The 24,208-nt window shown below is 66.6% G+C and carries 35 protein-coding genes; 9 read left to right on the forward strand and 26 right to left on the reverse strand.

From position 1 onward, the window contains the following. Positions 1 to 5: 5 nt before the first annotated feature. Complete coding sequence (locus tag J8G10_RS18495) at positions 6 to 539, reverse strand: AlpA family transcriptional regulator (RefSeq protein ID WP_005050761.1); 534 nt, start codon at positions 537 to 539, stop codon at positions 6 to 8. 93 nt (positions 540 to 632) lie between these two features. On the opposite strand from J8G10_RS18495, the gene J8G10_RS18500 reads away from it, so the two are divergent. The 5 genes from J8G10_RS18500 to J8G10_RS18520 all read left to right on the forward strand — a co-directional run bounded on the left by J8G10_RS18500 (position 633) and on the right by J8G10_RS18520 (position 4,281). After that, the gene (locus J8G10_RS18500) at positions 633 to 869 is read left to right on the forward strand and encodes a hypothetical protein (protein ID WP_043340519.1); all 237 of its coding nucleotides are present in this window, start codon (positions 633 to 635) and stop codon (positions 867 to 869) included. Between the two features lie 100 nt (positions 870 to 969). Beyond that, positions 970 to 2,598: a hypothetical protein gene (locus J8G10_RS18505; RefSeq protein WP_005050756.1), complete on the forward strand. Its 1,629-nt coding sequence runs from the start codon at positions 970 to 972 to the stop codon at positions 2,596 to 2,598. Further along, positions 2,598 to 3,422: a hypothetical protein gene (locus J8G10_RS18510; RefSeq protein WP_005050753.1), complete on the forward strand. Its 825-nt coding sequence runs from the start codon at positions 2,598 to 2,600 to the stop codon at positions 3,420 to 3,422. The genes J8G10_RS18505 and J8G10_RS18510 overlap by 1 nt, the downstream gene beginning before the upstream one ends. Then, positions 3,419 to 3,820, forward strand: a complete 402-nt coding sequence (locus J8G10_RS18515) for a hypothetical protein (RefSeq protein WP_005050751.1) — start codon at positions 3,419 to 3,421, stop codon at positions 3,818 to 3,820. Before J8G10_RS18510 ends, J8G10_RS18515 begins: the two co-directional genes overlap by 4 nt. 35 nt (positions 3,821 to 3,855) lie before the next feature. Beyond that, on the forward strand, positions 3,856 to 4,281 hold the full coding sequence (locus tag J8G10_RS18520) for a hypothetical protein (RefSeq protein WP_005050749.1): 426 nt from the start codon (positions 3,856 to 3,858) through the stop codon (positions 4,279 to 4,281). Between the two features lie 268 nt (positions 4,282 to 4,549). On the opposite strand, the gene J8G10_RS18525 is transcribed toward J8G10_RS18520, so the two are convergent. Then, entirely contained in the window at positions 4,550 to 5,800 is a 1,251-nt protein-coding gene (locus J8G10_RS18525) for an Eco57I restriction-modification methylase domain-containing protein (RefSeq protein ID WP_082157161.1), read from the reverse strand. A gap of 205 nt (positions 5,801 to 6,005) precedes the next feature. Between J8G10_RS18525 and J8G10_RS19655 the strand changes: the two genes are divergently transcribed. Then, a complete protein-coding gene (locus J8G10_RS19655; protein WP_005050745.1) occupies positions 6,006 to 6,413 on the forward strand; it encodes a hypothetical protein in 408 nt (135 codons plus the stop codon). Here the strand turns inward: J8G10_RS19655 and J8G10_RS18530 are convergent. Beyond that, on the reverse strand, positions 6,334 to 6,888 hold the full coding sequence (locus J8G10_RS18530; RefSeq protein WP_005050743.1) for a hypothetical protein: 555 nt from the start codon (positions 6,886 to 6,888) through the stop codon (positions 6,334 to 6,336). The two genes, J8G10_RS19655 and J8G10_RS18530, sit on opposite strands and share 80 nt — an antisense overlap. A gap of 351 nt (positions 6,889 to 7,239) precedes the next feature. On the opposite strand from J8G10_RS18530, the gene J8G10_RS18535 reads away from it, so the two are divergent. Both J8G10_RS18535 and J8G10_RS18540 read left to right on the forward strand, forming a co-directional pair. After that, positions 7,240 to 7,605 (forward strand): hypothetical protein, encoded by a 366-nt coding sequence (locus J8G10_RS18535; protein ID WP_135012837.1) that lies wholly within the window; start codon positions 7,240 to 7,242, stop codon positions 7,603 to 7,605. Between the two features lie 180 nt (positions 7,606 to 7,785). Next, entirely contained in the window at positions 7,786 to 8,568 is a 783-nt protein-coding gene (locus J8G10_RS18540) for an IclR family transcriptional regulator (RefSeq protein WP_251448499.1), read from the forward strand. A 99-nt stretch (positions 8,569 to 8,667) separates the two neighbouring features. Here the strand turns inward: J8G10_RS18540 and J8G10_RS18545 are convergent, their stop codons facing one another. Genes J8G10_RS18545 through J8G10_RS18570 form a run of 6 tightly spaced genes read right to left on the reverse strand, consistent with a single transcriptional unit; the run spans position 8,668 to position 13,248 of the window. Then, positions 8,668 to 9,507: an aldo/keto reductase gene (locus J8G10_RS18545; RefSeq protein ID WP_005050739.1), complete on the reverse strand. Its 840-nt coding sequence runs from the start codon at positions 9,505 to 9,507 to the stop codon at positions 8,668 to 8,670. After that, positions 9,504 to 10,742, reverse strand: a complete 1,239-nt coding sequence (locus tag J8G10_RS18550) for an NAD(P)/FAD-dependent oxidoreductase (protein ID WP_005050737.1) — start codon at positions 10,740 to 10,742, stop codon at positions 9,504 to 9,506. Before J8G10_RS18550 ends, J8G10_RS18545 begins: the two co-directional genes overlap by 4 nt. Position 10,743: 1 nt before the next feature. Continuing rightward, positions 10,744 to 10,938, reverse strand: a complete 195-nt coding sequence (locus J8G10_RS18555; RefSeq protein ID WP_005050734.1) for a ferredoxin — start codon at positions 10,936 to 10,938, stop codon at positions 10,744 to 10,746. A gap of 14 nt (positions 10,939 to 10,952) precedes the next feature. Beyond that, the gene (locus tag J8G10_RS18560; protein WP_005050731.1) at positions 10,953 to 11,267 is read right to left on the reverse strand and encodes a hypothetical protein; all 315 of its coding nucleotides are present in this window, start codon (positions 11,265 to 11,267) and stop codon (positions 10,953 to 10,955) included. Continuing rightward, complete coding sequence (locus J8G10_RS18565; protein ID WP_005050730.1) at positions 11,264 to 11,857, reverse strand: 3-phenylpropionate/cinnamic acid dioxygenase subunit beta; 594 nt, start codon at positions 11,855 to 11,857, stop codon at positions 11,264 to 11,266. Before J8G10_RS18565 ends, J8G10_RS18560 begins: the two co-directional genes overlap by 4 nt. Then, on the reverse strand, positions 11,854 to 13,248 hold the full coding sequence (locus J8G10_RS18570; RefSeq protein WP_005050729.1) for an aromatic-ring-hydroxylating dioxygenase subunit alpha: 1,395 nt from the start codon (positions 13,246 to 13,248) through the stop codon (positions 11,854 to 11,856). The genes J8G10_RS18565 and J8G10_RS18570 overlap by 4 nt, the downstream gene beginning before the upstream one ends. Positions 13,249 to 13,420: 172 nt before the next feature. Here J8G10_RS18570 and J8G10_RS18575 point away from each other — a divergent pair, with 172 nt between their 5' ends. Further along, positions 13,421 to 14,122, forward strand: a complete 702-nt coding sequence (locus tag J8G10_RS18575) for a class II aldolase/adducin family protein (RefSeq protein ID WP_251448502.1) — start codon at positions 13,421 to 13,423, stop codon at positions 14,120 to 14,122. 51 nt (positions 14,123 to 14,173) lie between these two features. Here the strand turns inward: J8G10_RS18575 and J8G10_RS18580 are convergent, their stop codons facing one another. The 17 genes from J8G10_RS18580 to J8G10_RS18650 all read right to left on the reverse strand — a co-directional run bounded on the left by J8G10_RS18580 (position 14,174) and on the right by J8G10_RS18650 (position 24,134). Then, positions 14,174 to 15,088 carry an alpha/beta hydrolase gene (locus J8G10_RS18580; RefSeq protein ID WP_005050725.1) on the reverse strand — a complete coding sequence of 305 codons (915 nt, stop codon included), beginning with the start codon at positions 15,086 to 15,088 and terminating at the stop codon, positions 14,174 to 14,176. Then, positions 15,085 to 15,798: an alpha/beta fold hydrolase gene (locus J8G10_RS18585; protein WP_005050723.1), complete on the reverse strand. Its 714-nt coding sequence runs from the start codon at positions 15,796 to 15,798 to the stop codon at positions 15,085 to 15,087. The genes J8G10_RS18580 and J8G10_RS18585 overlap by 4 nt, the downstream gene beginning before the upstream one ends. A 420-nt stretch (positions 15,799 to 16,218) precedes the next feature. Further along, positions 16,219 to 16,590, reverse strand: coding sequence for a LysE family transporter (locus J8G10_RS19660; protein ID WP_363250050.1), 372 nt, complete (start codon positions 16,588 to 16,590; stop codon positions 16,219 to 16,221). Between the two features lie 268 nt (positions 16,591 to 16,858). Continuing rightward, the gene (locus J8G10_RS18590; protein WP_005050720.1) at positions 16,859 to 18,262 is read right to left on the reverse strand and encodes a hypothetical protein; all 1,404 of its coding nucleotides are present in this window, start codon (positions 18,260 to 18,262) and stop codon (positions 16,859 to 16,861) included. Positions 18,263 to 18,371: 109 nt separating this feature from the next. After that, entirely contained in the window at positions 18,372 to 18,500 is a 129-nt protein-coding gene (locus tag J8G10_RS19500; protein WP_264674921.1) for a hypothetical protein, read from the reverse strand. Then, positions 18,497 to 18,781: a hypothetical protein gene (locus tag J8G10_RS18595; RefSeq protein ID WP_005050718.1), complete on the reverse strand. Its 285-nt coding sequence runs from the start codon at positions 18,779 to 18,781 to the stop codon at positions 18,497 to 18,499. Before J8G10_RS18595 ends, J8G10_RS19500 begins: the two co-directional genes overlap by 4 nt. Beyond that, the gene (locus tag J8G10_RS18600; protein ID WP_005050717.1) at positions 18,778 to 19,218 is read right to left on the reverse strand and encodes a hypothetical protein; all 441 of its coding nucleotides are present in this window, start codon (positions 19,216 to 19,218) and stop codon (positions 18,778 to 18,780) included. The genes J8G10_RS18595 and J8G10_RS18600 overlap by 4 nt, the downstream gene beginning before the upstream one ends. Continuing rightward, on the reverse strand, positions 19,211 to 19,432 hold the full coding sequence (locus tag J8G10_RS18605; protein WP_005050716.1) for a hypothetical protein: 222 nt from the start codon (positions 19,430 to 19,432) through the stop codon (positions 19,211 to 19,213). The genes J8G10_RS18600 and J8G10_RS18605 overlap by 8 nt, the downstream gene beginning before the upstream one ends. Positions 19,433 to 19,477: 45 nt before the next feature. Beyond that, on the reverse strand, positions 19,478 to 19,777 hold the full coding sequence (locus J8G10_RS18610) for a hypothetical protein (protein ID WP_005050714.1): 300 nt from the start codon (positions 19,775 to 19,777) through the stop codon (positions 19,478 to 19,480). Positions 19,778 to 19,941: 164 nt separating this feature from the next. Continuing rightward, on the reverse strand, positions 19,942 to 20,382 hold the full coding sequence (locus tag J8G10_RS18615; protein WP_005050713.1) for a hypothetical protein: 441 nt from the start codon (positions 20,380 to 20,382) through the stop codon (positions 19,942 to 19,944). Beyond that, the gene (locus tag J8G10_RS18620; RefSeq protein WP_005050712.1) at positions 20,376 to 20,567 is read right to left on the reverse strand and encodes a hypothetical protein; all 192 of its coding nucleotides are present in this window, start codon (positions 20,565 to 20,567) and stop codon (positions 20,376 to 20,378) included. Before J8G10_RS18620 ends, J8G10_RS18615 begins: the two co-directional genes overlap by 7 nt. Beyond that, positions 20,564 to 20,827, reverse strand: coding sequence for a hypothetical protein (locus tag J8G10_RS18625; protein WP_005050711.1), 264 nt, complete (start codon positions 20,825 to 20,827; stop codon positions 20,564 to 20,566). The genes J8G10_RS18620 and J8G10_RS18625 overlap by 4 nt, the downstream gene beginning before the upstream one ends. A gap of 22 nt (positions 20,828 to 20,849) precedes the next feature. Continuing rightward, on the reverse strand, positions 20,850 to 22,145 hold the full coding sequence (locus J8G10_RS18630) for a hypothetical protein (protein ID WP_193599313.1): 1,296 nt from the start codon (positions 22,143 to 22,145) through the stop codon (positions 20,850 to 20,852). A gap of 11 nt (positions 22,146 to 22,156) precedes the next feature. Then, complete coding sequence (locus tag J8G10_RS18635; RefSeq protein WP_005051910.1) at positions 22,157 to 22,618, reverse strand: hypothetical protein; 462 nt, start codon at positions 22,616 to 22,618, stop codon at positions 22,157 to 22,159. A gap of 54 nt (positions 22,619 to 22,672) precedes the next feature. Continuing rightward, the gene (locus J8G10_RS18640) at positions 22,673 to 22,849 is read right to left on the reverse strand and encodes a hypothetical protein (RefSeq protein WP_193599314.1); all 177 of its coding nucleotides are present in this window, start codon (positions 22,847 to 22,849) and stop codon (positions 22,673 to 22,675) included. 53 nt (positions 22,850 to 22,902) lie between these two features. Next, positions 22,903 to 23,352, reverse strand: a complete 450-nt coding sequence (locus tag J8G10_RS18645) for a hypothetical protein (RefSeq protein ID WP_193599315.1) — start codon at positions 23,350 to 23,352, stop codon at positions 22,903 to 22,905. 11 nt (positions 23,353 to 23,363) lie between these two features. After that, on the reverse strand, positions 23,364 to 24,134 hold the full coding sequence (locus J8G10_RS18650; protein WP_193599316.1) for a hypothetical protein: 771 nt from the start codon (positions 24,132 to 24,134) through the stop codon (positions 23,364 to 23,366). Positions 24,135 to 24,208 lie beyond the last annotated feature (74 nt).

The raw sequence follows: 24,208 nt of genomic DNA on the forward strand, positions 1-24,208 counted from the left end.
AGCCGCTACGAACCCGCGTGGGATCTCGCCGCGCGCGCCTGACGCTTGGCCGCGCGAGCGCGGTCTACGACCTCGTTCGCATCCGTCGTGTCGACACCGAGGGTGCGCCTGATCACCTCGAGCTCGGCGTCGGTCCAGCGGGTGCGCCCTCGCATCCGCTCACCGAACGTGACGACGTTCAAGCCGAGCAGGTCGATCAGAGCCGCCTGCGTGGGAACCTCGGGCGCCCCCGCCCCGTCCGCGATCGCCGCCCGCAACCGCTCCGCGAAAGCCGCATCGCGCGCCAGTCCCGGCATCAGTCGCGGCCGGCGGCCGCGCTGCGAGGGCGCCCTGCGCGCGCGCTCCTGCGCGAATGCGTCGATCGCGGCCTCGTCGTAGAGCGGGGAGTTGCCTTCTATGGCAACCGGCTCGGGGAGCAGAGGACCCTCCTGGCCGGCTCTGCGCAGCTTGTTGCTGATGGAGCGCATCTTGTAGACCGCGACGACGGACACGCCGAGCTTCTCGGCGACGTCCGCCGTGGTGAGGTGCCGTCCGGTCATCAGCGCTCCTCTCAGCTGGATGAATATAACCACTTTCGCGGTTACGGCGCGCCGCGGCAACCAGACCCAACTTGGTTGGGGATGCTGGGGCGCATGGCTAACAAGGACGCGGACGCCATCCGTGAGGAGCTCCGTCGCATCGGCCAGCAGCTCGCGCAAGCGGACGAGCTGCGCGAACGCCGCGGCAAAGTCGTCGACGAGGCGCGCGCGGCCGAGCTGACCCAGCGAGAGATCGCCCTCCTGCTGGGGATGACCGAGGAAGGGCTGCGGAAGGCGCAGAAGTCCTACCACGGACGCGGGCGCTCTTACGGCGGCCGCCTCGCGTCCTAGCGACCCCGCCAGACCTTCATGGAGCGCCCGTCGACTGCGAAATCTGATTGCAATTTTCAAGCACTCTTGACTAATATAACCTGACGAATGAGGGGGTGAGATGGACGAGCTGAACTACCGACCCAAGCCGTGGACGCCGAAGGACGTGCCCACGATCTGGGTCGACCAGACCACCGGGCAAGGCGTCACCGACGCCGGCACGCCCGTTCGCCCCGTCATCGGCGAGCGCCGCAAGAACCCCAACCTGACGGACCTGCTCGACACGGCTGCCTCGTACGGCGCTAACCGCATCATGCTGACCGGGAAGCGCCCCGAGCCTGCGCCTGGCGTGCGGCACTGGCTGTACGTCCAGACCCCGAACTGGAAGCCCGGAGCCCACTGGGTCAACAACGGCCCGCCCACCGGTCGGTTCGAGCACGCGGTCACCGGCTTCAAGATCGAAGTCCGCACCGCGGAGGAGTGGTTCGGCGACGGGCCGCTGACCCCTGCCCAGGCTCGTCTGGCCTGGAACGTCACCGCGTCGATCATTCGCCACGCCGACGAGAACGCGCGCCTGTTCAACAGCCCTGCCGCCACCGGAACGAACCTGTGGGCGCTGTCGCTGCCGAAGAACATCAACCCCGTGCCGGTCGAAGACGACATCGCCCAGGAGATCCACTTCACCTCGGGCCTGCACCACTACGACCACCTGGTCGCGGGGGAGTCGTTCGCCAAGCACGAGGACTGCGTCCCGCTGATCGACCCGGCCAAGACGAAGAAGATCAGCGAGTTCGCCTACGTCGACGGCCGGTTCATGTTCGCCGGCGTCGGGCGCGAGCTCGGTATCGGCCCCGCGATCCGGCTGAACCAGGCCGCCGCGTACGAGCTGCTCGAGCAAGACCCCTACGCGCGCGCCCGCTTCCACGTGCGGTTCCGCGTCCCTCAGGGCTGGAACCACGTTGGCCTGCTCGGTGTGAAGCACCTGGACGTTCGCGAAGGCTGGTTCTATCCGAACCGGCCCGGAGCGGTGCACGACACCTGGGCCGACGGCAGCGAGATCCACGTCGCCCTCAAGCACGGGTGGGAGATCCGCCCTCACGAGGCCGTGGTGTTCCGCAAGGCCAAGCCTCTAGACACCTTCACCGAGCGCATGACGCGCGCCCGCGAGCGAGTCCAGCTGCAGGACGAGATGCACCCGGACCTGCGCCGCGCTGTGCTCGCCGCGCTGCGGAACATCATGCTGCACTCGATCGGTGCATTCGCCGCCGCGGGCCGCGACGAGACCCGCGTCGCCGCGTCGCCCGATGACGTCCCGCCCGAGTACAGGGCCAAGATGCTGCGACAGGGCAACCTCTGGATCTATCGCATCCCGTCGCGCCCGAACGACCGCACCCGAAGCTTCTACCACCCGGAGCTCGCCGCCCAGGTCTGGGGTCGCGCACGCGCTCGCGTCCTCCACGGCCCCAGCTCCCTCGGCGGCTACACCTCCGGTGCTCTCACGGTCGACCCCTCGACGCTCATCGGCATCCAGGGTGATGCGATCTACACGACCAAGCTGCCGGCGTGGTCCCTGCCGGACCGGTTCATCGGCGGCGGCGACGACGGCAAGACCGGGCGCCTGCGCCTGCAGGGCTACCTCAACGGATCCTTCATCACGCCGGAGACGCTGCGGCAGCGTGACGCGCTGAAAGCACGTGCCGAGCGGGCCGGCATCGCCAAGGCGCTCGAGCAGGCAGAGGAGAAGGGCTGATGGCTGACCAGCAGCGCACCGCCCAAGACCTCATCCGCGATCTGCGGCGCAAGGGCATCAGCACGGCCGAGATCGCCGAGGAGCTGCACCGCTCGCCTCGAATGGTCCGCAAGATCCTCAACGGCGAAACCAGCGGCGCCCTCTACCGCCAGGCGCTCCAGGAGCTCGCTGACACCGGACGCCTCACCCACGTCCCGCCGCGGCGCCGGCGCAAGGACGGCTCGATCGCCCCCGTGCGAGGCAAGGCCGGCGCCAAGCCCGTCATCCCCGAAGACCTCAGCGGCACCTACGTTGAGGGTCGCCAGGGTGGTCGGCTGCGCGTCGACGTGGCATACGCCACCGGGGGCGACCGGTACATCGAGATGCGCATCCCCAAGGGCCGCACCGCGAAGGGCCGCGAGCAGGCGAACGCCGAACTGATCAAGCAGGTCCGCAACGCCGCCAAGGGCCAGTCCCACGACAAGCAGAAGCAGATCACCGCCCACCTGACCTTCTCCAACGGCCGCGTGATGGAGGTCAACTCGTACAACGCCTCGACGATGCTCAAGCGCATCCACGAGAACGGCGGCGACGCCCTCGGCTGGTTCCGCGAAGAGTCGAAGAACCGATACGTGAACCTCGACACCAGCCGCGACACCATCACCGGCGTCACCCTCAACGTCGTCAGCACGGCCAAGACGACCGAGTACCAGAGGCAGGCCGAGCGCGGCCGCACTCACCGCCCCCGCTCGCTGTCGCCGGCGGAGCTCATCAGCATGGAAGAGAAGCGGCGCATCGAGGAGCGCCGCGCTCGCCGCCGTGGAAACCGAGGAGGTGGTCAGTGACCATGGCCGCCCCGAAGAAGCCCACAGCTGCAGCGAAGCCCCGCGCACGCAAGGCCGCGCCCCCCGCTGAGGAAGTCACCAGCGACGTCGACCAGGCAGCGACGTCCGAAGCACCCGCACGCGCACCTCGCGCAAGCCAGAAGCCGGCAGCGGCGAGCGCGACGCCTCCTGAGTCGGCCGAGGCGGAGACGCCACCGCCGGCGAAGAAGAAGCGGGGGCCCTACAACGTCGTCTACGTCCAGAAGAAGCCCGTCTCGATCCGTCTCCCCGACGACGCGCTTGAACTGATGGACTGGGCCAAGCAGGATGCAGCCAGCCGCGGCGACCGCCTCACCAAGGACGAGATCGTCACCGTTGCGCTTCGCGCCTACTGGGGCCGCAAACGGCGCCGCGGGTAATGACCGTCTCCTGAGCTGCTGGCAGGGAAGTCGAGATGAGTGAAACTAACGGGCCGGCCGAGTTGCCGGTCTACTCGATCGCCGAGGCATTCGTGAAGCGATCCGGAATGTATATCGGGCAGCCCGTCACGTTCGAGCGAGTGCACACGTTCCTGCTCGGTTTCGAAACGGCGATGTTGTACGTTCGCGACGAGCTCGCGCGCGATCGCAATGCGTTTCAGCCCGTGGGCGTGCTCGGTCAGTTCCGGGAGCAGCTGCGATCCGAGGGGCGGCTCAGGTGGGACTCCTGGTCCCTGACGATCGTGGCGGAAGCGATCGGCTGGACTGGCGACGAGCCTCCGGCGATCGACGATCTGACCGAAGAGCAGCACCTCGAGGCAGTCCGGGACCTTCTCCCGTTGCTCGAGAAGGTCTTTGCCCTCCCCGCGGAGCTTGTCACCTCGCTCCGTGACTCCGCCTGAGAAGGGTAGGCACCCCACCGCTGTCGGTGTGTCGTCCCGCCCATCGAGTTCGAGAACGCGTTCTATGCTGTGCGGCGATGATCAACCTGACCGCCACCGTCCCGCTTGGACCGCTGACAGAACTTGTCGGACGATCCCTCTCGGCGACTGGGAGATGGGTCAACTCATCCGGTAGCGCCTACCTGTCATATCCATCACTCAGAGGATCCTGACCCGGACGAACGATCGCAGTCGCTCGAGGGCAAAGGACCCGTGCGGATGTCGCGCGTCACACCTCGACCTCGAACGGCAACTTTCGCAGTGTCGTCGCGGAAATCCCGGTGCTCTTGTACATCCGGGCGTGGGCGTACTGGATCTCCGGCAGCAGATCGATGCGGCCGATCGCCTCCAGCATGATCTCGTCGGCCTGACCGGTGAGATGACGCAGTTCGGGGATCGCGTACCCGCCCACGTACTTCCCGGAGTTGAGATCCCAGGAGCGCACGGCCGGCAGCGCCTCCTCGATCCTCTCGCCGAGCTCCACCAGAGCATCGAACGTGTCCTGCCCGTAAGCGTGCGGGGAGAATGGGATCTGCGACATCGTGCCCTTGGTGACGTTGAAGCAGTCGCCCGTGAACGTCCACCACAGGAACGCCAGCCGCGACGCCGCGATCGCGCTGGCCGCGAGCTGGTCCTTCCGGTTCTGAACGAACAGCTTCCCCTCGTTGAGGGGCACCGTGGCGTGCGTGGTCTTGTCGTAGGTGACCGGCGGCACCGTGTACGTGCTCAGGAAGTACGTGGCGGTCTTCTTGAAACCGACGGAGTAGTCGCTCACACGGACAAGCGGCGTCGAGGAGATCGTGCCCTTCGCAAGCAGCGTGTCGATCAGCTCGAACATCGCGTCGCTGCTGGCGCGCATCCAGTTCGGGGTCCGCGAGCCGGCGGGCCGAAGCGAATACCGCAGTGTCGCCATCAGATGCGGACGGAACGCCTCGATCCAGCTGTGGGTGAGCGTCGTGTGCAGCTCGGAGACGCTGCCATACCCGGCGGCGGTGATGATCGTGCTGCGCACCTTCACCTGGAACAGGGCAGCCGGGCGTTCCTGGAAGGTGCTCACCCAGATCGCATCGAACCGCCGCTCGTAGAACTTCCGCAGTGACTCGTCGCGATCGGCGAACTGGCTGCGGATGGGAACGATCAGGCTGAGCCGGCCATCCGGGCGCGTGATCTGCGCCGAGCGCTCGCAGCAGGAGGCGTAGATGTCGTCGACGTTGTCTGTCTCGAAGCCGGTGATGCGGTAGCTGAGCTCGCGCCGGTTGACGTAGGGTGGGTTGCCGATGACGACGTCGAAGCCGCCCTGATTGGGGTGTGACACGTCGCCCCGCACCGGCAAGAAGCGCGGCCCGTACAATGTCCAGCGCATCGAAAAACACCCCGCGACCTTCCGACTACCTCCGGACGTCTTCGAGTACATCAACCAGGCACGCGACGAAGCCGCGGCCCGTGGTGATCGCCTCACCAAAGACGAAGCGATCACCATGGCAGTCCGCGCGTTCTGGGGCGGCAAGCGCCAGCGCCGCCGCTGATCACCACACCGACATAACCGACGAAAAGAACTCTGGAGGCATCTGATGAGCCGTCGATCTATGCTCGAGCAGGAAACCGATCCGCTACACCCCGCGCGGATGCTACCGCGCACCTGAGACGAACGCGCGGTCCTTCACCGAGGATGGCTACATCTCGACATGATCAACCGAGGCAGCGAGAAGATTTCGTGCGAAGAGGTGGAGGACCTCGTCTACCGCTATGACAGCTTCGATCTAGCGGCCGCCGTCGCGATGCTCGACCCCGTGTTCAGCGAGCGGGTATGCGTCTACGTGAGTCTCAAGGAGGGCGGCCCGCTCGGGCTCGAACGGATCCGCGCCGCCATGGAGTCCGCCGGGGTGGCTAAGCATAAGCACCCCGAGCGGCTGATCGCCGTCGACGACATGCCCCTCACCAAGGTAGGCAAGATTGACAAGAGGGAGCGGAGAGGGCTTTGCCCGCCGCGACAGCGCCTAATGGGGCAGACGCTCAGCGCCCGCGCCGCCACGCGAGCCAGTGGCGGATGCTCTCCTCGAGCGCGTGCAATAGAGGCAACATCACCCAGATGACGCACGCGACGGTCAGTGGCGTCGTACATAGGATCTGGAGGTACGGCGGCAGGCCGGTCAGGAGCGGAGCGATGAAGTAGGCGTTGAACATGGCAGGCGGTACCAGCGCGATCCACACTAAAATCGCCGTCCACCACCGCGGGCGCGCGGGACCGGCCGTCGGGATTGCACCGGTGAGGGCGTCCGGAGTCAGTGGACGGGCCTGCCCGATCGTGAGCGGCACGGCCTGTTGCAGGTGCGCCTGCCGCTCCTTACTGTCCTCCCACCGGATGAGGTCATGGGGGGAAGCGAACGTGATCTCGACGACAACCTGGCGCCGGTGCCGTTCCGAGACTCGGACCTTCGACTCCCGGTAGCCGGGGAACGACTGGGCCCGGCCGGTGAAACCATGCGCCCACTCGGTGAGATCGTCCAGCCGCCCGGGGACGGCTGTGCGCGCCACCCGAGCCGTGACCGTGAGGTTATCTGGTTGCATGGTGTCCTCCCGGGGCAGAGGAAGCCCCGTCTCCCAGCGTATTGCGCCGATGACGCGGCACTGAACAGCTTCCGACCATCGGGGTCCGGATCAATAGCGCGAAATAGTGCTCTTCCGAGCAGTGGAGTGTCACCGCCACTGCCGCCTCACGCAGGATGGAAAGTTGAAAGACCTGGATCGACGGGGAGGTCATTTGCACGAGGCGTTTCGCTTGCTGCGGGAAGAAAGGCTCAAACGAGGCCGATACCATCGCCGAGCGACGGTGTATCACCCGGACGTAGAAGAGGTCGACCAGCTCTACGGTGTCCGGCTTCAGCTGGAGTCCTTAGGCGCGCGCCGGACGGTGGACGGATGCTGCGCTCCGAGATCGGCGCTTCGCGCGAGTACGGGACGCTAATGGATGCGGCGCTGGCAGTCGGTGACATGGACGCCTGGCTGGTGGCGCACCACGCGTTCCTCCGCTGCTGCGTCGCGCGTGCAGACATCCCGTTGGGGCGGGTAGTGGACTCCTACCCGGAACGCTGCTTACACATCTATCAGTTGTGGCACCCGCAGTCGTTCGCCATCGCTCATCGCGAGTACGAGGCCGTCCTCGAGTCGATCGTCAGGCGTCCGACGCCCAGGGGATCGATCTGTCGCCGCTGGCGACCCACGAGTTCGCCTTCGACGATGCCGCCGCCGCCTTCGAGCAGTCCCGCGACGCGTCCAGCAGCCTGAAGGTCCTGCTCCGACCGTAGAGCGCCTGGGCCGTCGGGGCCGTCACAGGGAGCCACGCGGGCGGCGTGGGGTGGCACGGGCTGCAGTGGCACCGCGGAGACGATCCTCCCGCCTGTCGGGTCGGCATCGGAGCGCGCGGTGCAGGAGGAGCGCGCCCACGTTGCAAGTAAGCTTTCTGCCGTGCAGAATCGACAGCTCGGGTCGCCGGGCGATCCACCCCAGTATCCGATCGAGTCGGTCGACAACGCGCTGAAGCTGATCCTGCTGCTGGGTGAGGAGCACGAGCTGCGGCTCACGGACGCCGGTGCCCTCCTCGGGGTGGCGACCTCGACCGCGCACCGACTTCTCGCGATGCTGGCATGGCGCGGCTTCGTGCGGCAGAACCCGGTGACCAAGGCTTACGGCCCTGGCCCGGCGCTGACGACGGTGGCCTTCTCGGTGCTGCGCAGGATGGATGTCCCGAGACTGGCGCAGCCGATCCTCGAGGACCTCAGCGCCGCCCTCGGTGAGACCTGCCACCTGGGCACGCTCGAGGGCAACCATGTCCGATTCCTCGCCGTTGCCGAGCCCGATGTGGCCGTGCGCGTGGTTTCGAGACTGGGCAAGACCCTGCCGGCGCATTGCACCTCGACCGGCAAGGCGCTGCTTGCCGAGCTGAGCGACGAGCAGCTCTTCCGGCTGTACCCGGACGAGCAGCTCGAGATCGTCACACCGAACTCCATACGTTCCCGAGACGAACTCGTCGCCGAACTGGTTCGGACACGACTGGACGGTTATGCCGTGAATCGGCAGGAAAGCGAGGACGGCGTGGCGAGCGTCGCGGTCCCGGTCCACGTCTCGTCGGGACTGCGACTGGCGATCAACGCCTCCGCGCCCGTGCAGCGGTTACCGCCGGGCAAGGTCAAGTCCCTAGCGCGGTCACTGCGGGACGCCGCGATCCGCCTCGCCGAACTGTTGGGGTGAACCGGCCCGGGTCGTCGTAGCGCCCATGGATGCGCTGCGCACGCGAACACGCCGCTGATGAGCGTGGCTGCGGGAGCGACCGACCCGCCGCCGTGGGCCTCAGTGCCCGTTGGCCGGATCGTCCGGGTCGCGGGCGGCTTCTTCGCCTTGATCCAGCCCACTCAGCGTCGCCATATCCTCCGAGCTGAGCGTGAAATCGAAGACGTCGATGTTCTGCGCGAGATGCTTCTCATCGCCGGCGCGCGGGACGGGAACGATCCCTTCCTCGATGTGCCAGCGCAGTAGGACCTGTGCGGGCGACTTGTCATACTTCGACGCGATCGCGGTCACCGCGGGATCGGACAGCAGGGCTCCTCCGCGTCCGAGCGGGCTCCACGCCTCGGTCAGGATGCCGTGAGCGCGCTGGAAGCTGCGCTGTTCGACACGGGCGATGTCGACGCTGAGCTGGATCTGATCGACGTCGGGGACGACACCGGTCGCGTCGACGACGCGCTGAAGGTGGTGAGACTTGAAGTTGGAGACGCCGATCGCCTTCACTCGTCCCTCTTCGAGCAGTCTCACCAGACCCTTCCACGCTTCGACGTATCGGTCGAGGGCCGGAACCGGCCAATGGATCAGGAACAGATCGAGGTAGTCGACGCGAAGGGTCTTCAGCGATCGGTCGTACGCGCGCTGCACTCCCTCGACGCTGTGGTCCTCCTTGTTGAACTTGCTCGTGATGAAGACCTCGTCACGAGGGATGCCCGATGCACGCAGACCGGCACCGACGGCCTCCTCATTCGCGTACTTGTACGCCGTATCGAACAGGCGGTAACCGTAGCCGACCGCCTTCTCGACCATCGTTGCGCACTCGTCTCCCGTGAGTGGCCACGTGCCCACCCCGATTCGCGGGATGCGGTGACCGTGCAGGAGGGGGAGGGTGGTGTCGTCAGCTCTCATCGGGCGGCCGCCTTCGCCGGAGCCGTGCTCGAGGGCTCGAGGAGGGCGCGCAGCCGATGTATCAGCTCGTCCGCCTTCGCTCGCGAGGCGACCGAGCGGCGGGCGTCGACGAGGGCACGCGGCCAGTTCACGATGACGGCACCTTCGGCCTGCCCTTGGCTCTCGCCGTACACGACGGCGAAGCGGTCCTGCGCAGGGTCGCCCACCATCGTCCAGTGATCAGATCCGGTATGCCCGACGATCTGGATCTTCCAGTCGTACTGGTCGCTCCAGACATACTCGGTCGTGTCGTAGTCCTCGCAATCATCAGGGTGGACGATGTTGTGTGCGACGACGCGAGCCTGATCAACGGCATTGGTCCAATGTTCGAGGCGCAGCGAGACGTTGCGCGACGCACTCGCCCAACGTGCGATATCGCCGACGGCAAAGATCTCAGGATGCCCGATGGCCCGCAGCCCAGAGTCGCAGGTCACCCCGTTGTCGAGTTCGATGCCGGAACCCTCGAGCCACTCTGTGTTGACCACAGCTCCGATACCGACGAGAGCTGCATCGGCCTCGATGATCTCGCCGCCATCGAGCACCACGCGCACCCCGTCTGCCGTCTGTTCGACGCCTTCGACTGTCCTTCCGAAGTACTCCTCGACGCCCTCCTGGGCATACTTGCGGCTGAAGATCTGGCCGACTTCGGCATTGAGCACCCGCGACATCGGCGCCGGGAACGGGTCAACCATGCTGACCCGTACGCCCGCCGTGATCGCCGTTGCGGCAGCCTCCCCCCCGATGAAGCCTGCGCCGATGACCACAAGGTGCCGCGCTGTGGCCAGCTCATCCCGCAAGCGCTCGGCATCGCCGCTGGTACGCAGCAAGTGAATATGCTCACCTTCACCCCACGGAGAGCGACGGGCGCGTGACCCGGTGGCGATCACGAGTGTGTCGTATGAGACGGCTGTACCGTCCTCGAGCGTCACAACCTGGCCTTCGAGGTTGAGGGATGCCGCGGGCGTGCCGAAGATTGAGATGGCTCCGATCCCCCGCGTCTCGTGCTCGGAGAGAAGCTCGATCTCGTGTCGCGCCGTCTCACCGGTGAGGTACTTCTTCGAGAGCGGAGGTTTGTCGTAGGTGGGATGGCGTTCCTGGTCAATCAGGACGATCTCGCCCTCGAATCCCTCGCTTCGAAGGGCTTGGGCGGTCTTGAGCCCACCAACAGAGGCGCCGACGATGACGACCCGCGACACGTCAGTCCTCCACAACCAAGGCGGAGACGGGGCAGCTGCGCGCCGCCTCCTCTACTCGCTTGCGGTCACTGTCGGGCAGGTCCTCGCGCAGAACGATCACTAGGGCGTCGTCATCTAGGTCGAAGTAGTCGCCCGCGGCGACAACGCAATTGGCGTAGCCCTGGCAGGCGCTGCGGTCGGCGATGATCCGTGCCATCGGTCTCTCCTTTTCTACTGCGGTCGCATTTCGGGAAACATCGGCTGGTCAGGCCGCGCGATCATCTCGGAGAACGTCTGCGTGGTCTGCCAGGTCAGGGCCTCGAGTTCCATGGGGTCGATCGCGATCCACTGGCCAGTTTTCGGGGCGTCGATCAGTAGCCTCGTGCCGTTGTGAGTTTCCACGCGGCGCACTTCGATCTCCGAAAACTCGTTGGCGATGACGAGCGGCTCTCCGACGGTGCGGGCAATAAGACGCTCGCGCTCCGCCGCCGCAGCCGCCGCGGCATCACGATCGACGTCGGCACCCTCCCAGTCGAGGCCGCTCACAGGAAGATCGCCAGGTTCTGGGTGCGGAGCACCGACTCGTCCACCATGATCACCCGACGTGCCAACTGCAGGTCGTCACCGACGCGACGCAATACGTCCTCGCGGTGAGCGGAGATGATTGACGGCTCGTTGACGTCTCCCCGGCTGCGGAACAGCAGGACGGCGGAGTCGACGATGAGCTCGTCCTCGACCGAGGACAGGAACACGCGCACGTTCGTCACGTAGTGACGCAGGCGTGAGGGAGGGTCCTCCGTCCAAGCGTGTTCAGTCAGGAATCGCGCGACCCGGCGGCTGAGCGAGTACTTATTCTCGTCCCAGTGCGACATCCCCCTCGCCGTCGTGAAGGAAGACCCGAGAGCCGTCGTCTGACGCACCGGCATGATGTAGTGAATATCCTCTGTAAGCGTCTCAAGCCAGTGCTCGTACCGTTGCTCGTCGAGGGTGTAAGCCTCTTCAATCAACCAACGATGCGCCTCGAGATGCAGTTCGTCGGAGAACAGTAGGGACCGCCCGACTCGATCGGCGCGCGTGGCGTGGGCGCCGAGAGGCGATTGCTCGGATATCTGGACACCGGTCTCGGTGTTCATCATGCGGGTGCCTCCCCGTTGTTGGTGATGCCTGTACCGATGCTCGCGACCTGCACCTCGACTTCGTCATCGGTGTCGAGGTAGTCGGCCCAGCGATCGAGCAGATGACGCTGGTTGTACTCGCCGTAACCAACGTGCGCGACGCCTGGACCGGCGAACTGTTCAGGCGTCAGCGCAGCGACGACCGGAGTGTCGTCTTTGAGAGTCCCCATCCGACTGTTGAGCAGGAGCCGTCGAGCCATCGAACCCTTGGCAGTCGTGGTCAGCGAGACCCAGTTCTCGACATCGTCCTGCTCGAACATTCCCGTGCTACCGAAGCACATAAGGTAGGCCTTGTACGAGAGCTCCTTGAACTCCTCCGGCGCCTCGGCATCGACCGCGAACCAGGAGTAGACCTCCGTCTCGTTCTCGCTAATGGGCTGCCACGAACGGATCGAGATGAAGGGCAGCACGTCGTCCCCGTCCTCCACCTTCGGCCAGTTGTGCACGAAACTCATGTTCGGGAAGAGCGATGCCGCTGAGATCATAAACCCGTCACGGCCAATCACATCGAGCTGCTCAGGCGACCATTGCTCCTTCATCCGCTCGATCATCGCGTCGGGATATCCGACGTAGCGCAGCCGCTCCTCGAGGCTGCCCGGCGGGAGCTTGTAGGTCGTGCCGCCGCCGTTGCCGGCCCAGTACGTGTTGCCGTCCTTGCGCTTCTCCGCCTTCGGCTCACGGAACAACCCGATCTCGACGACCGAGGTGTGGGTCTGGGGCGTGTGATACATGTCGCCGGCGAAGTTCTCGGCGCCGATCTTCCAGTTCGCGTTGACGCGCCACCGCTGCGGGCCACGCAGCTCGATGCCCTTGGCGCTCTGCCCGGTGTAGTAGTCGAGGTAGAACGCGAAGTCGCCGATGTATTCCCGCAGGGTCGGCGCGTTCGGGTCCATGCTGATGAAGATCAGACCGTTGTATGTGTCCAGGTTCGGCGCCGGGAGCAGTCGTGCACCCTTCTTGTTGAACCCTGCCTCACCCCCGTAGGCCTCCTCGTGGAACGGGAGGCCCATAATCCGGCCGTCGTTGCGGTATGACCACCCGTGGTAGGGGCAACGGAAGTGGGAGGCGTTGCCGACCTCGGCGCGGCACACCTGCATCCCGCGGTGCAGGCACATGTTGAAGTGCGCCCGAATCTCACCACTCTCATCGCGCACGACGATAAACGAGTCGTCGAGCACATGCCGCACCACGTAGTCACCGGGCTGAGGGATCTCGGATTCATGTCCGACGAAAATCCACGCGCGGCTGAAGAGCTTGCTCTTCTCCTGCTCGAAGATCTCCTCGTCGTTATAGATGTGCGCCGGGATCATGCCGCGCCGCACGTCCTCGAAGATCGTCGTCTTGCTCGCCATTGGGTCGCTGCTTCCTGATGTCAGAGTCCTATTCCGCGCCTTGAAGATGATGTCGGTCGAGACCGGTTTTCTTTAAGACAGAATCTGATTCTGCTAGATTTTCCAGGAATTCGCAATCGGAGATCACGCCTCGAAGGAGAAGTGGATGATGAACGACTACGTCGACGAACGCATGCTCGTCGCCAATGCTTGCCGCGTGCTCGCGGTCCGGGGGCTCGTGGACGACATCCTCGGGCACGTCAGCCTGCGGGTCGACGACGACACCGTCCTCATCCGAGCCCGCGGACCGCAGGAGCGGGGGCTGCGGTTCACCACCGCCGACGACATCCTCGCCGTGCCCCTTGAGGGATCGTTCGAGCTCGCCGGCGGGTACCGGGCGCCGAACGAGCTGTCTCTGCATCTTGAGCTGCTGCGCCGCAATCCTGCGGCTCGATCCGTCGTCCACGCGCATCCGCCGGCTGTCGTCGCGTTCTCGCTGACCGGACGGACGTTGCTACCGATTGTCGGTGCCTTCAACATCCCCGCTATGCGGATGGCGCGCGGCGGCATCCCCGCGCACCCCTCGTCTGCGCTGATCCGCAACCACGCACGCGCGACGGCCATGGCGGACGATTTCGGCACGCGGCCGGTCGGCATCCTGCGCGGTCACGGCCTCACGGCCGTCGGCGAGAGCGTCCCGCAGGCCGTCATCCGCGCGATCAATGTCGACAGCCTGGCTCGCGTGCACCTCGCCGTTCTGCAGGCAGGGGCCGAGCCTATGCCGATCGATGACGACGATCTCGCCGACCTGCCCGACCTGGGTGACGCATTCAACGACGGGCATCTCTGGCGATTCCTGCTGCAGGAACTTGCTGAGCAACGGCTCCTGCTGTAGTCGGGCCATCACAGATGTCCGGAGCCCGGGTCGCGATCAACTGCACCATCCTCACCGCCGCAGGCGCACATTTGGACCGAGCCACTCCGTCACCAGGGTGAGTACCGCATCGCTGTTCGACTCCTGCATCAGCATGTGGCCGTTGCCAGCCACGTTCGCTGCCGTCAACGCGACGAACCTGACATCGCCGCCTCGCTCGGCGAGCCAGTCAGCAGTCGCGCGGTCCGACTCGATCGGATGATCGGTGTCGTGGGTACCGACCATCACGAGGGTCGGTAGGCCGTCCAACTCCCTGTCGCCGATATGGACCTGCGCACCGCGGACGTTCTGCCGCTCGAGGAGGAGCCCGGCTGGGATTGGCACCAGCTGCGAACGGAGCTCGTCCAGGTGACCGGGTGGGAACTGCTCGCTTGCACCGACCAGCTTCGCCTCGATGAACTCTGGTCCGGGATGCCACCAGCCGCGACGGGGAAGCCTCCAGGTGAGCGGGCGTCCCTGGACGACGATGTGATCGGCGTCCTCTTCCAGCACGGCGGGCTCGGGCTGGATGTCCCCGGGGGGAGCGGGTGCCAGCGCGACTAGGGCGATCAGTGAATCCCGATGGTGGAAAGCGACCCGATAGCCGAAAGCGGCGGACATGGAGTGGACCACGAGGACGACCGGGCCGCCGAGCGCAGCGATTAGCTCGACGATCGCGCCGGCGACCGCCGCCCCATCCAGCCGCGTGTCGGGGTCCCATGCGCCGCCAGCCGACAACCCAGGCCACGTCATCACGACCGCGCGGTATCCGGCTTCGGCGAGACGGGGTGCCCACCCGGGTCGCCCGCCGATCGCTCGACTCCAGCCACCGGGGCCCACCCCCCCGCCGTGAACGAGCAGCACCGTCGCACGGGCGGGGCCGCCGGGCAGCCATTCGGCGTAAGCGACGGTCCCAGCGGAAGTCGCGAAAGAGCGAAACGTCGTCACGACATAACGGAGACGATGGCTGCTGCCAGCTCCACCGGGCGCGTCAACATGGCCTGATGGCTCCCCGGCGAGCTCGCGGTCGTCGGGTTCGTGAGCCGGTCTGCTGATGCGCGGTACAACTCCTGCGGCACAGCCCGATCCTCTTGCAGGAAGATGTAGCCGCTCGGCACGTCACCGGTGCCGGCCGTCCGAAGACGGATCGGCTCGTCGAGCCAACCGCCAGGCGACGGCACCAGACGAGGCTCGACCTGCGCGTGAAGCTCCTCCGATCCGTCCTGCAAGAAAGCCGTCATGAATAGCTGCGGCGGGATCGGCACGCTCTGGTCGGGCGAGGACGCGGCTGTGCCACGGGCGAAATTCGCCAACTCGGCGGGGAGGATCGCATTGATCGACTCGCCGTCGGCGAGTACCCACGCGTCGATGAAGATCGCCTGCTCCACCTGCTCCGGCATCGCCTCAGCTACGAGTTGGATGAGCGGGCCGCCGCCACTGTGGCCGACTACGACGAACCGGTCCCACCCCTTGTCGGCGATCCGGCCGATGAGATTGTCCGCCATGGTCGAGAGCGTGACACCTGCACGGTCGTCGTTGTCACCGTGACCCTGCAAGGTTGGGGCCCATACCTCGTGGCCTGCCTTCGTGAGCTCAGCGACAACGCCGTCCCACGCCCAACCACCCTGCCAACCTCCATGAACCAAGACGATGCGCATTCTGGAACTCCTTTGTTCACCGACGGCGGGTTCCGTCGGATGGAATCCCACTCTACCTAGCAGAATCTGTGCAGAACAACAGTCCTGTTCAATCCCTTCAGAAAGGGTCATTCGTACTCGTCGAGCTTCCGGAGGACGGTCTATCTGAGCGGCGTCTCACGGAGGTCCTGCAGCATGATCGCCCGGTTCAGGGGCGAGATGCATTGCGGGACCTCTCTGGCCAGCGTGACCGCCACTGCGCCGAGCGGGGTGCCGGATCCATGTGAGTCGCGTCGACACGAATCCGGAGATTGTGCCGGCGCCCAGCACGATGAGGGAGTTGACGATCATCCTGACGATGATCTGAACTCCGCCGAGAACGAATCCCTGAGCGGTCGTGTTTCCCTGCCCGTGATCTATGAACTGCGGGATGATCGCGAGTTACATGACAGCGGCCTTGGGGTTGAGCAGGTTGGTGACGAGCCCCATCCGGAACAGCTTCGACCGGGAGTCGCGCGCGTGGGATTGTGTCTCGAATAGCCCGTTGCCGCCGGGGCGCAGGGTTGCGGACGCCAGCCACGCGAGATAGAGCACTCCAGCGGCTGTCCCGGTCCAGCTCACCTTGACAGGGCTCTCAGGGGTGAGTGCTCGACCGGACGATCCCCCGCGGACTCGCCATGGAGCCACGGCCAAGGAATGCGGAGATCGAGGACGCCGGTCGCGCTGAGCAACACCGGGATGAGGAGAAGAGTGAGCCGCCCCGTCGGCGATCGCCCTCGCCTCTGAACGGCGCGGCTGCTCACTCGTTAACACACTCTAGGTCGATCTGCCTGCCGCAAGCGGGCATCTGAGTTGAGTCGGACCAACTGTAGGAAAATGCCATTTCGCGTGGAATCCTGGCCCTGAAACCGTTGCCAACTACCGTGGAATCGCGAGGGGTTCATGCCATCTCGAGCGGGAACCTACAATGCCGCTTTCCTCGAGGAGGATGCGACCGTGAGGATCCTCGCGGTCGGTACAGACGACTATGAGGTGTTCCCCTCGGCGCTGGCGCACGAGATCGCCCGAGGTCTCTGACGCGCTAGAGGAGCGCGGTGTCCACGCGGCAGCACTTCTGCTGCGCGTAGGGACGGTCACTCAACGGGATCCAGCCCTCTTCTCCTCGGCGGAGGAGGCGCGGGTGTCCGGGCTCGGTCTCAGCAGTCATGTGTGGGCCAGCGTTGGTCCAGCAGTTCTGTGCGCGCGTCTCGCACCACAGCGCGAGTCGCGCTTCGCGGGGGAGACATGCCCGGTGCGTCCACCAGGCGCGCTTCTCCCCGTAGGGGCCGAATTGGTGCCCTTCACTGTGGGCGATTGCGTCGTGGACAGCGCGGAACACGTCGTTGGCGAGCATCGGCGCGCGCTCTCCCGAGGGGAGGGTGACGGTCACGGTGCGTGCCATCGGGTGGTCCGGCGGTAGAGCGCCTTCGGTGTGCTGCGAGACCTCGGTGCGGAAGTAGAACAGATGCTTGTTCTGTCGCAGATCGTCGAGCATCGCGGCGGAGTCGGCATAGGGCTGCTCGGCCTCTCCGTGCCAGGGCTCGAAGGTGTAGCCGGCTTCCGTGAGCATGTCCCACTGCGCGCCGATGTGCTGGCGCAGGCTTCGGTAAGACCGGGCGACCTGTGGGTGGGTGGGTTCGTGCGCTGCGGCCGCGTAGGCTCGCGCTGCAGCGATGTCGTCGAGCTCGGTCAGCCGGGGGATGGGTTTGCGTTGCGGGAACCCGTGCGCGTCGGCGTATCGCTCTCTGAGCGATTGGATCTCCTTGATGGGCTGGTGGCGCTGGTAGCTGTCGGTGCCTGGCACGAACGCGACGTGCGCTCGAGCGAAGGTGGGCGACGTGCCGAGACGTGCGGCGATCGCGTTCACGGCGGATGCCGGCAGCGGGTACTCGGCGGGTTCGGCGATCTCGAGCTTGCCGTCGTAGAGCCTGCCACCTGGTGCGCCGGCGGCGCGGAGGATGTCGAGAGTCTCCTGGACTTGCAGCTGCGAGCCGGTGTCGGCGGCGAAGCTGTAAACCCGGTCAGGTCCGTCCGGGTCGAAGTACCCGGCCATGATGCTGTCCTGCTCATACCGTCCTGCGAGCTCTCCCGCCCAGTCGGTGACCTGCTCGAAGCTGTCCGCACGGACGATGTAGGCGCCGGCTGGTTCAGATGCGCCTTCCCAGAGCCCGTCTGCGTGCTGCAGTTCCGAGATCTCGATGCCGTGGCGTTCCGCGGCGGCGCGGAGGGTGTCTTCGTACTCGATCCACTCGTCGGTGTCGTAGTAGCTGGGGCGGGAGCTCATTCGCATCAGCTCGCCAGAGACCGGCCGGAACGGGGTTGCCCCGATGAAGGCCTCGAGCTGCTTCTCGGCGTTCTGCTCACGCTTCTCCGCACGCCGACGCCGCTGCCCTGCGGCTGTCGACGACGGGCACCGTCGCCCTCCGTGGTCGATGTCGTCGCACATGGCCTCTCCCGTTCGTCTGCTGGGTATAGGCCGGTGTTGGGGGTGTTCGCGGACAGAAATCGGGCCCCGCCGGTGAGCGGGGCCCCGAGGAGTGCGGTCGAGGTCTGGGTCAGCCGTTGAGCTCCTCCCAGACCTGGTACGCGCGGTGGAACTCGGGGCTGTCATCGTTCCCCTCATTGATGAGCTGGTCGAGGTACTCGTCGAGCTCGGCCTGCGAGAGCTGGCGTGGATCCTTCATGACACGGACCCATCCGCTACCGGCGGGCAGCTGCATCGGGCGCGTGGCTGCTGGCCTTTCCAATTGCCGGTGTAGAACAGCGCGCACGGCCACTCATGCTCGCCGCGGCGCCGCGGCCTCGGGACGGCGACCGTGAGCTCACTGCCCAGGTTCAGCGCGTCCATGATGTCGTCGGCGATGAAACCTGCCTCTTCGTCAGGCTCGTCGGTGTGCTGCTGGATTATTCGCACGATCGTCGCGCGCACATCCAGAGTGACGGACGACGGCGCAGCCCCGGTCATCGGGTGTACTCGCTCGGTGAGGGGATCGGCAGGTCGGGGTCGCGCAGCTCGTACTGCCGGTCCTCCACGTAGGCGGCGTACTCGTCGGCGAACTCACGCGCCTCGGCCTCGTTGTGTCCGTCCTGGCGGGCGTGATCGAACGCCGCCCGCCACTGCTCCCCCACTGCGCGATCGCGCAGCGCCGCGCTGACACCATCCATCAGCTGACCGGCCCGCACGGACGCGAACCGCAGATCCCCTTCGGCGAGGGCGAACAGGATCTTCTCGATGCCTTCGATGGCGGGTGCGGGGATGGTCAGGGTGATGTCGTCGCCGGCGTCGTGCTGGCCGGTGCGGAGGCGCCAGAGTGCGTCGGAGAGGGTGAGTGCGCGTTGGCGCTGGATGGGGGTAAGGAGGGAGCTGTCGGTGCCGGTCGTGGTGGGGGCGGGGTTAGGCATGCTCGGCCTCCTCTGTGGGCGGATTCATGATGATGAACCCTGTGCCGGTGGGCGGCTGGTCCTGGCGCAGTCCGATGATCTCGGTGTCGTTCGCGTCGGTGTCGTTGAGGGTCTGCGTGAGCAGGTCGGCGTACTCGTCCGGGGTGAGTGCCTGGACGGCCGCGGCGTCGGTGACGTCGACGGGCTTGCCGTTGACGTGGAAGATGCGGGTCATGGTGCTCCCTGGTAGTGCGTCGGTGGTGTCCATCTTCGTCGCGGGTCAGTGGAGGTCGAGTTCGACGCTGTCGGCTTCGAGGTCGGGGATGGTCTGGTCAGGGTGGCTGAACGTGGCGGCGGGGGCGTGGACGGTGACGCGGTCCCCGCGGTGCGTTGTCAGTCGGAGCAGCTCGGCGAGGGCGCCGTTGGCGTGGACGTTGTAGGGGCCGGCGTCGGTGTCGACGCGGAACCCTACTCGTGCTCGGCGGTCGGGGAGGCGGCGGACGAGGGTGAGCGGGGTGCGGATGGTTCCTGTGATGGTGACCGCGGTGCCCGTGGGGGCGGCGGTCTGGGTGATGGTCATGGCGTTTCTCCTCAATCGAACAGTGAATGTGACATTCACTGACTATACGCCTGCATGCCCGGTGGGGGAACCCCCGTGCATGGTGTTGCTGCAGGCCCTTCTTGCTGGGTATAGGCCGATGTTGGGGGTGTTCGCGGACATCCGGGTTGTGGAGGTCGGTGCGGTCAGTCGTCGGGGCCGCTGTCGGGTTCGTCGCACGCGCCGCTGTTGATGGCGTCGACGCCGACTTTCGTGAGCACCCAGCCGGGTTCGACCCACGAGTAGCGTTCGATCAGTCCTCGCCTGCGGAGGGACTGGATGGTGCCGCCGGGGATCCCCAGGCCTGTCGTGTCGAGGTAGCTGGCGCCGCCGGAGAGTGATCGGCCATCGGCGATCATCCGCATGGTGACTCGTTGGGACCAGTTCAGCGGCCGGGCGTTCTGGCGGCGCTTGAGCTCGGTGGTGGCGCATCGCGTGGCGTCGGCCTCGGTGGTGTGATGGTGGGCGCAGCGCCACACTCGTTCGCCGGACTGGTGGGTGTCTTTGTCGGCGACGTCGTCGATGACGCCGCGCAGCGCGCCTCCTGGGCGTCCGGGAGTCCATGATGACCAGCTGGCGGTCAGCATGCGATCGCCGCGGTCAGCTCGGGGGTGAGGATGCCGGCTTGCTGGTCTGCACGCACGGCTGCGCCGCAGTCTTTGCAGGTCACGTCGGCGATCGTGGTGGCTGCCGATGACGTCTTGCGTCCGCAGTAGCCGCGTTGCCCTGTGGCGGTGGCAAGGCAGGTTCGGGCGGTGCTTTCCTGTGTCATTGGTGGGGCCTGTCCTCGCAGCTCGAGCAGAGGTCGGGGGTGCCGTCGTCGTTGACCCACCAGCAGCCGCCGAAGCATGCTCGCTCGTCGGTGCAGCCGCAGACGTGACAGGTGCGCACGAGCTCGAGGAGCACCTGGTCGATTCCGCCTTGGGCGCCGAGCTCCGCGCCGAGCGCGGTGACTCGTGAGATCACGTCCTCGGGTGCGGTGCTGGGCACTTGGATCGTGATGGTGGTGGTAGGTGTGGTGCGGTCGTTCATGGTGGCCTTCCTGATGTTGGTGTCAGGCGGAGCGGGCGAACTTCGTGGCTGCGGTAGTCGGCTGCAGGGCGAGCAGTCGTCGTGCTTTCTCTGCTTCGATCTCGCGGGGCAGCTCTCCTTTGCGGGTGCCTGAGCGGCCGTAGAGGAGGATCTTCACGCCGGTCTTGGACACCTGTGCCTGGTCGGCGATCTCGAGGACGGTCATGCCGGATGCCATGAGCTGGCGGACGTGCTGTCGGATCGGCTCGGCGGGCACGCGCGGGGCCTGCGGGGCGATGCCGGCCTCCCGGCGTCGGCGCCGTTCCTCAGCCAGTGACGCATCGGCGCACGAGATCTCCGCGGGGCAGTGGTCGCGGTCCTTGCAGCCGAGCTGGTAGCCGTAGGCGGTCCCGTGGTGCTCGAGCGGGATGCTCTGCGCCTTCCGGTTCGCCATCCACTGCCGGTGATACTCGCGGCCGGCTTCGATGCACTCGGGGCGGTCGCAGCCGCGCGCTCGGCATGCGTTGGTGCCGTGCGGCTGCAGCTGCCTCGGCTGCGAGGTTCGGGCAGCACGCGCGGTCCGAAGTCGCGGTGTGCGTGGCCTGGCCGGTGGGGAAGGGCGATCGTGGTCTGCGAGGGCGTCGACGGCGGACTGGTGCCGCAGGGTTGCCTCCTGCAGCGCTCTCTCGATCACCCCTCCGACGGAGAGGCCGGTGCCGGCGGCGATGGTGGCCGTCTTGAGGGTCTCGGCCGCGGCGCGCAGCTGGCCGCGCAGCTCTCGGTGGTCTTTGCGCCACTGCTCGAGCTCGTCGACGTGACGATCGAGGTCCGCTTCGTAGCCGTCGAGTGCCTCTGAGAACGCGCTGGCGAGCTCTGCGGGGAGCTTCTCGGCGTCGCTGCGTGCCTTGTCGAGCCACTGGTAGCCGGGATGGGTGCGCGGCCGCGGCGTCGACGGGCGAGGCCGTGCGGTCGGCGCCGGCGCCGGCGCCTCCTTCGGCATGCGCGGGGGTTTGGGTGTGTTGGCGCGCGCCGGCTTCGGTTTGGGGGTCGGCTTGGGTCGACGGGGGCGTGTGGCTTCGACGGCGGCACGGCGCTCTTCTCGAGCGGCGATCTTGTCCCGTTGCCGCGACTCGGCACGCGCGGCCTCGTCGCGCTCGAGGATCTCGGCGAGCGGTGTGCCGGCGTCGATGAGCTTCGCGAAGGAGTAGTCGCCCACGTAGCGGGTGTGGACGGTGCGGCAGGGGATCAGCGCGGGGCACGCGGCAGTGCGGCATCCGTGGCGGTACCCGTCCGGGGTACCGTGCGGGAAGCGGTCGTCGAGGAGATCGAGGGTGGACATGACGGTCGACCTCAGTAGCGGAGGAGCTTCGCGGTGACCAGGGTCAACAGTGCTGCCCGCTGCGGGGCGTTGAGCCGTGAGAAGTGCGCACCAACGGTGTCTAGCGCCGTGGTGAACTCCTCGGGCAGACCGTCGAGATCCCGCTTGATGCGCCGCTCATTCGCATCCCGCTGCGCCTCCGCTTGATCGGCCACGCGCCACTCGTCGGTGGCGGCTGTGTCGGCGTATCTGCCGGTGATCCGTGGCGTGTACTGTCCGCCCGTGTAGAGCACGGTCGGCTCGCCGGCGGGGCGGGTGATCGTGATGATCGCGCCCACCGGAGCCGACGTGTACGGCTTGTACGAGCCGAGCTCCTTGCTGGTGAGCTCACCGTCGTCGAGCGTCCGATACCAGTGCGCGAGCTTTCCATTACTCGCGGCCTTGCGGCCGACGTAGACGACTTCCTCGGTGACGGTCGCTGCCTCTTCGCTCATTGGGGAGCACTCCTCGGATCAGTAAGAAAGTAGTGAATGTGACATTCACTGATACTAGAGAGGTTGCAGGGTCTTCGCAACCGTCGTCGTCGTCACGTCGACGGGCCGCTCTCGACGCTCGTTGACGGGAATCATCCGCACGGGCTCGTCGCGGGGAGCTTCGATCTCGAAGCCGCACGCGCCGCAGCTGTGCAGCCCGATCCCGTCGACGTCGTCGGAGGGGATGTACATGGTGGTCGGCTCTTCGCACATAAGGCAGCGCATGGTGATCTCCGTTCGCGTGGTCAGGCGCTTGTTGCCGGGGTGATCGGTTGGACGGTGGCGGAGTAGCCGCGGTGGGAACCCCAGGCGGCGGCGATGCGGTCGGCGACGTCGCGGTCCTCTCCGAGGTACGGGCGGTATCGCTTGCCGCGGGGGTCTGTGATGACGACCTGGACGACGCCGGATGGCTCGCGCACGGTGACTCTGGCTGCGGGGATCGGATACGCCTGGACGTGGCCGGCGATGATGAAGATCGGGTACAGGTCGCGTGCGAGCTCGGGGGTGCGGAACACGTCGTGAACCCATGCCGTGATGGCGAGCGCGCCGGCGGGGCTGAATCCGATGAGTCGTGCGGGGAGCTGCTCGAGCCCGGCGCGCACGAAGTAGTGCTCGTCGACGAGGATCGGCGTCGGTGGGAGCAGAGACTTCTCGTCGTGGGCGGGGTAGATGGTCAGGCTGGTGCGGCTGTTCATGAGGCGCTCGTTCATGCGGTGCGGCGGATGCCGGCGGCGATGATGTGTGCCTTGGTGGGCCGGGAGTAGAAGCCGAAGCTGTCGTCGTCGTCGGAAGCGGAGACGGTGGCGGTGAACGCGACGACGTCGCCGCGGGCGGCGGTGGAGATCTCGGAGGGCTTGGTGCCCCATACGCGCCAGCCCTCGCCCTGGACGAGGATCTTGACGGTGATTCCCCACTGAGTGTCGGTGGTCTTGGTCGCGAGGATCTCGCCCTGGATGAGGGTGCGCCCGGTGGGGACCGGGCGGCGCGCGGCCAGCTCGAGCTCGTACTGCTCGAGCAGCTCGTGGGCGGTGCGGACCTCGTCGTCGTCGAGGGTGCCGGTGTAGTCCTCGAGGGAGTCGAGGATGTAGCCGATCTTCTCGCGCAGCGGGTTTCCGTCTCGCATGCTCAGGTGTGCCTCGGTGAGCTGGTCGCGGAGGCCGGGGTGCTCGGCCTCGAAGGCGGCGCGGCGGGCGGTGATCGCCCGTGTTGTGTCGACGTGCTCGGCGTGTGCCTTCGCGTGGGCTCGTGCGGTGGCGCGGGCGCTGCTGACGAGGCGGCTGCGGGTGCCGGTGCCGCGGCAGTCGAAGCAGATCGGGCGCCCCTGGCCATCGGTGAAATGTGTCGGCGCGGTGTACAGGCCGGTGCCGATGCACTTGCCGCAGGTGTCGGTGATCCGCTCGGAGCCCTTGCGGCCGGGGAAGGGGTCGACGTAGAAGTCGTGCCAATCGGCCGGTGCGGTGGTGTCGATGCTGTCCATGGGATCCTCCGGTTCGTCTGTGGGTATAGGCCGCGGATCGTTCTCTTCGCGGACATGAAGGGGAAGGGGCGGGG

It is taken from the genome of Microbacterium sp. USTB-Y (assembly GCF_023703415.1).
Lineage (GTDB): Bacteria > Actinomycetota > Actinomycetes > Actinomycetales > Microbacteriaceae > Microbacterium.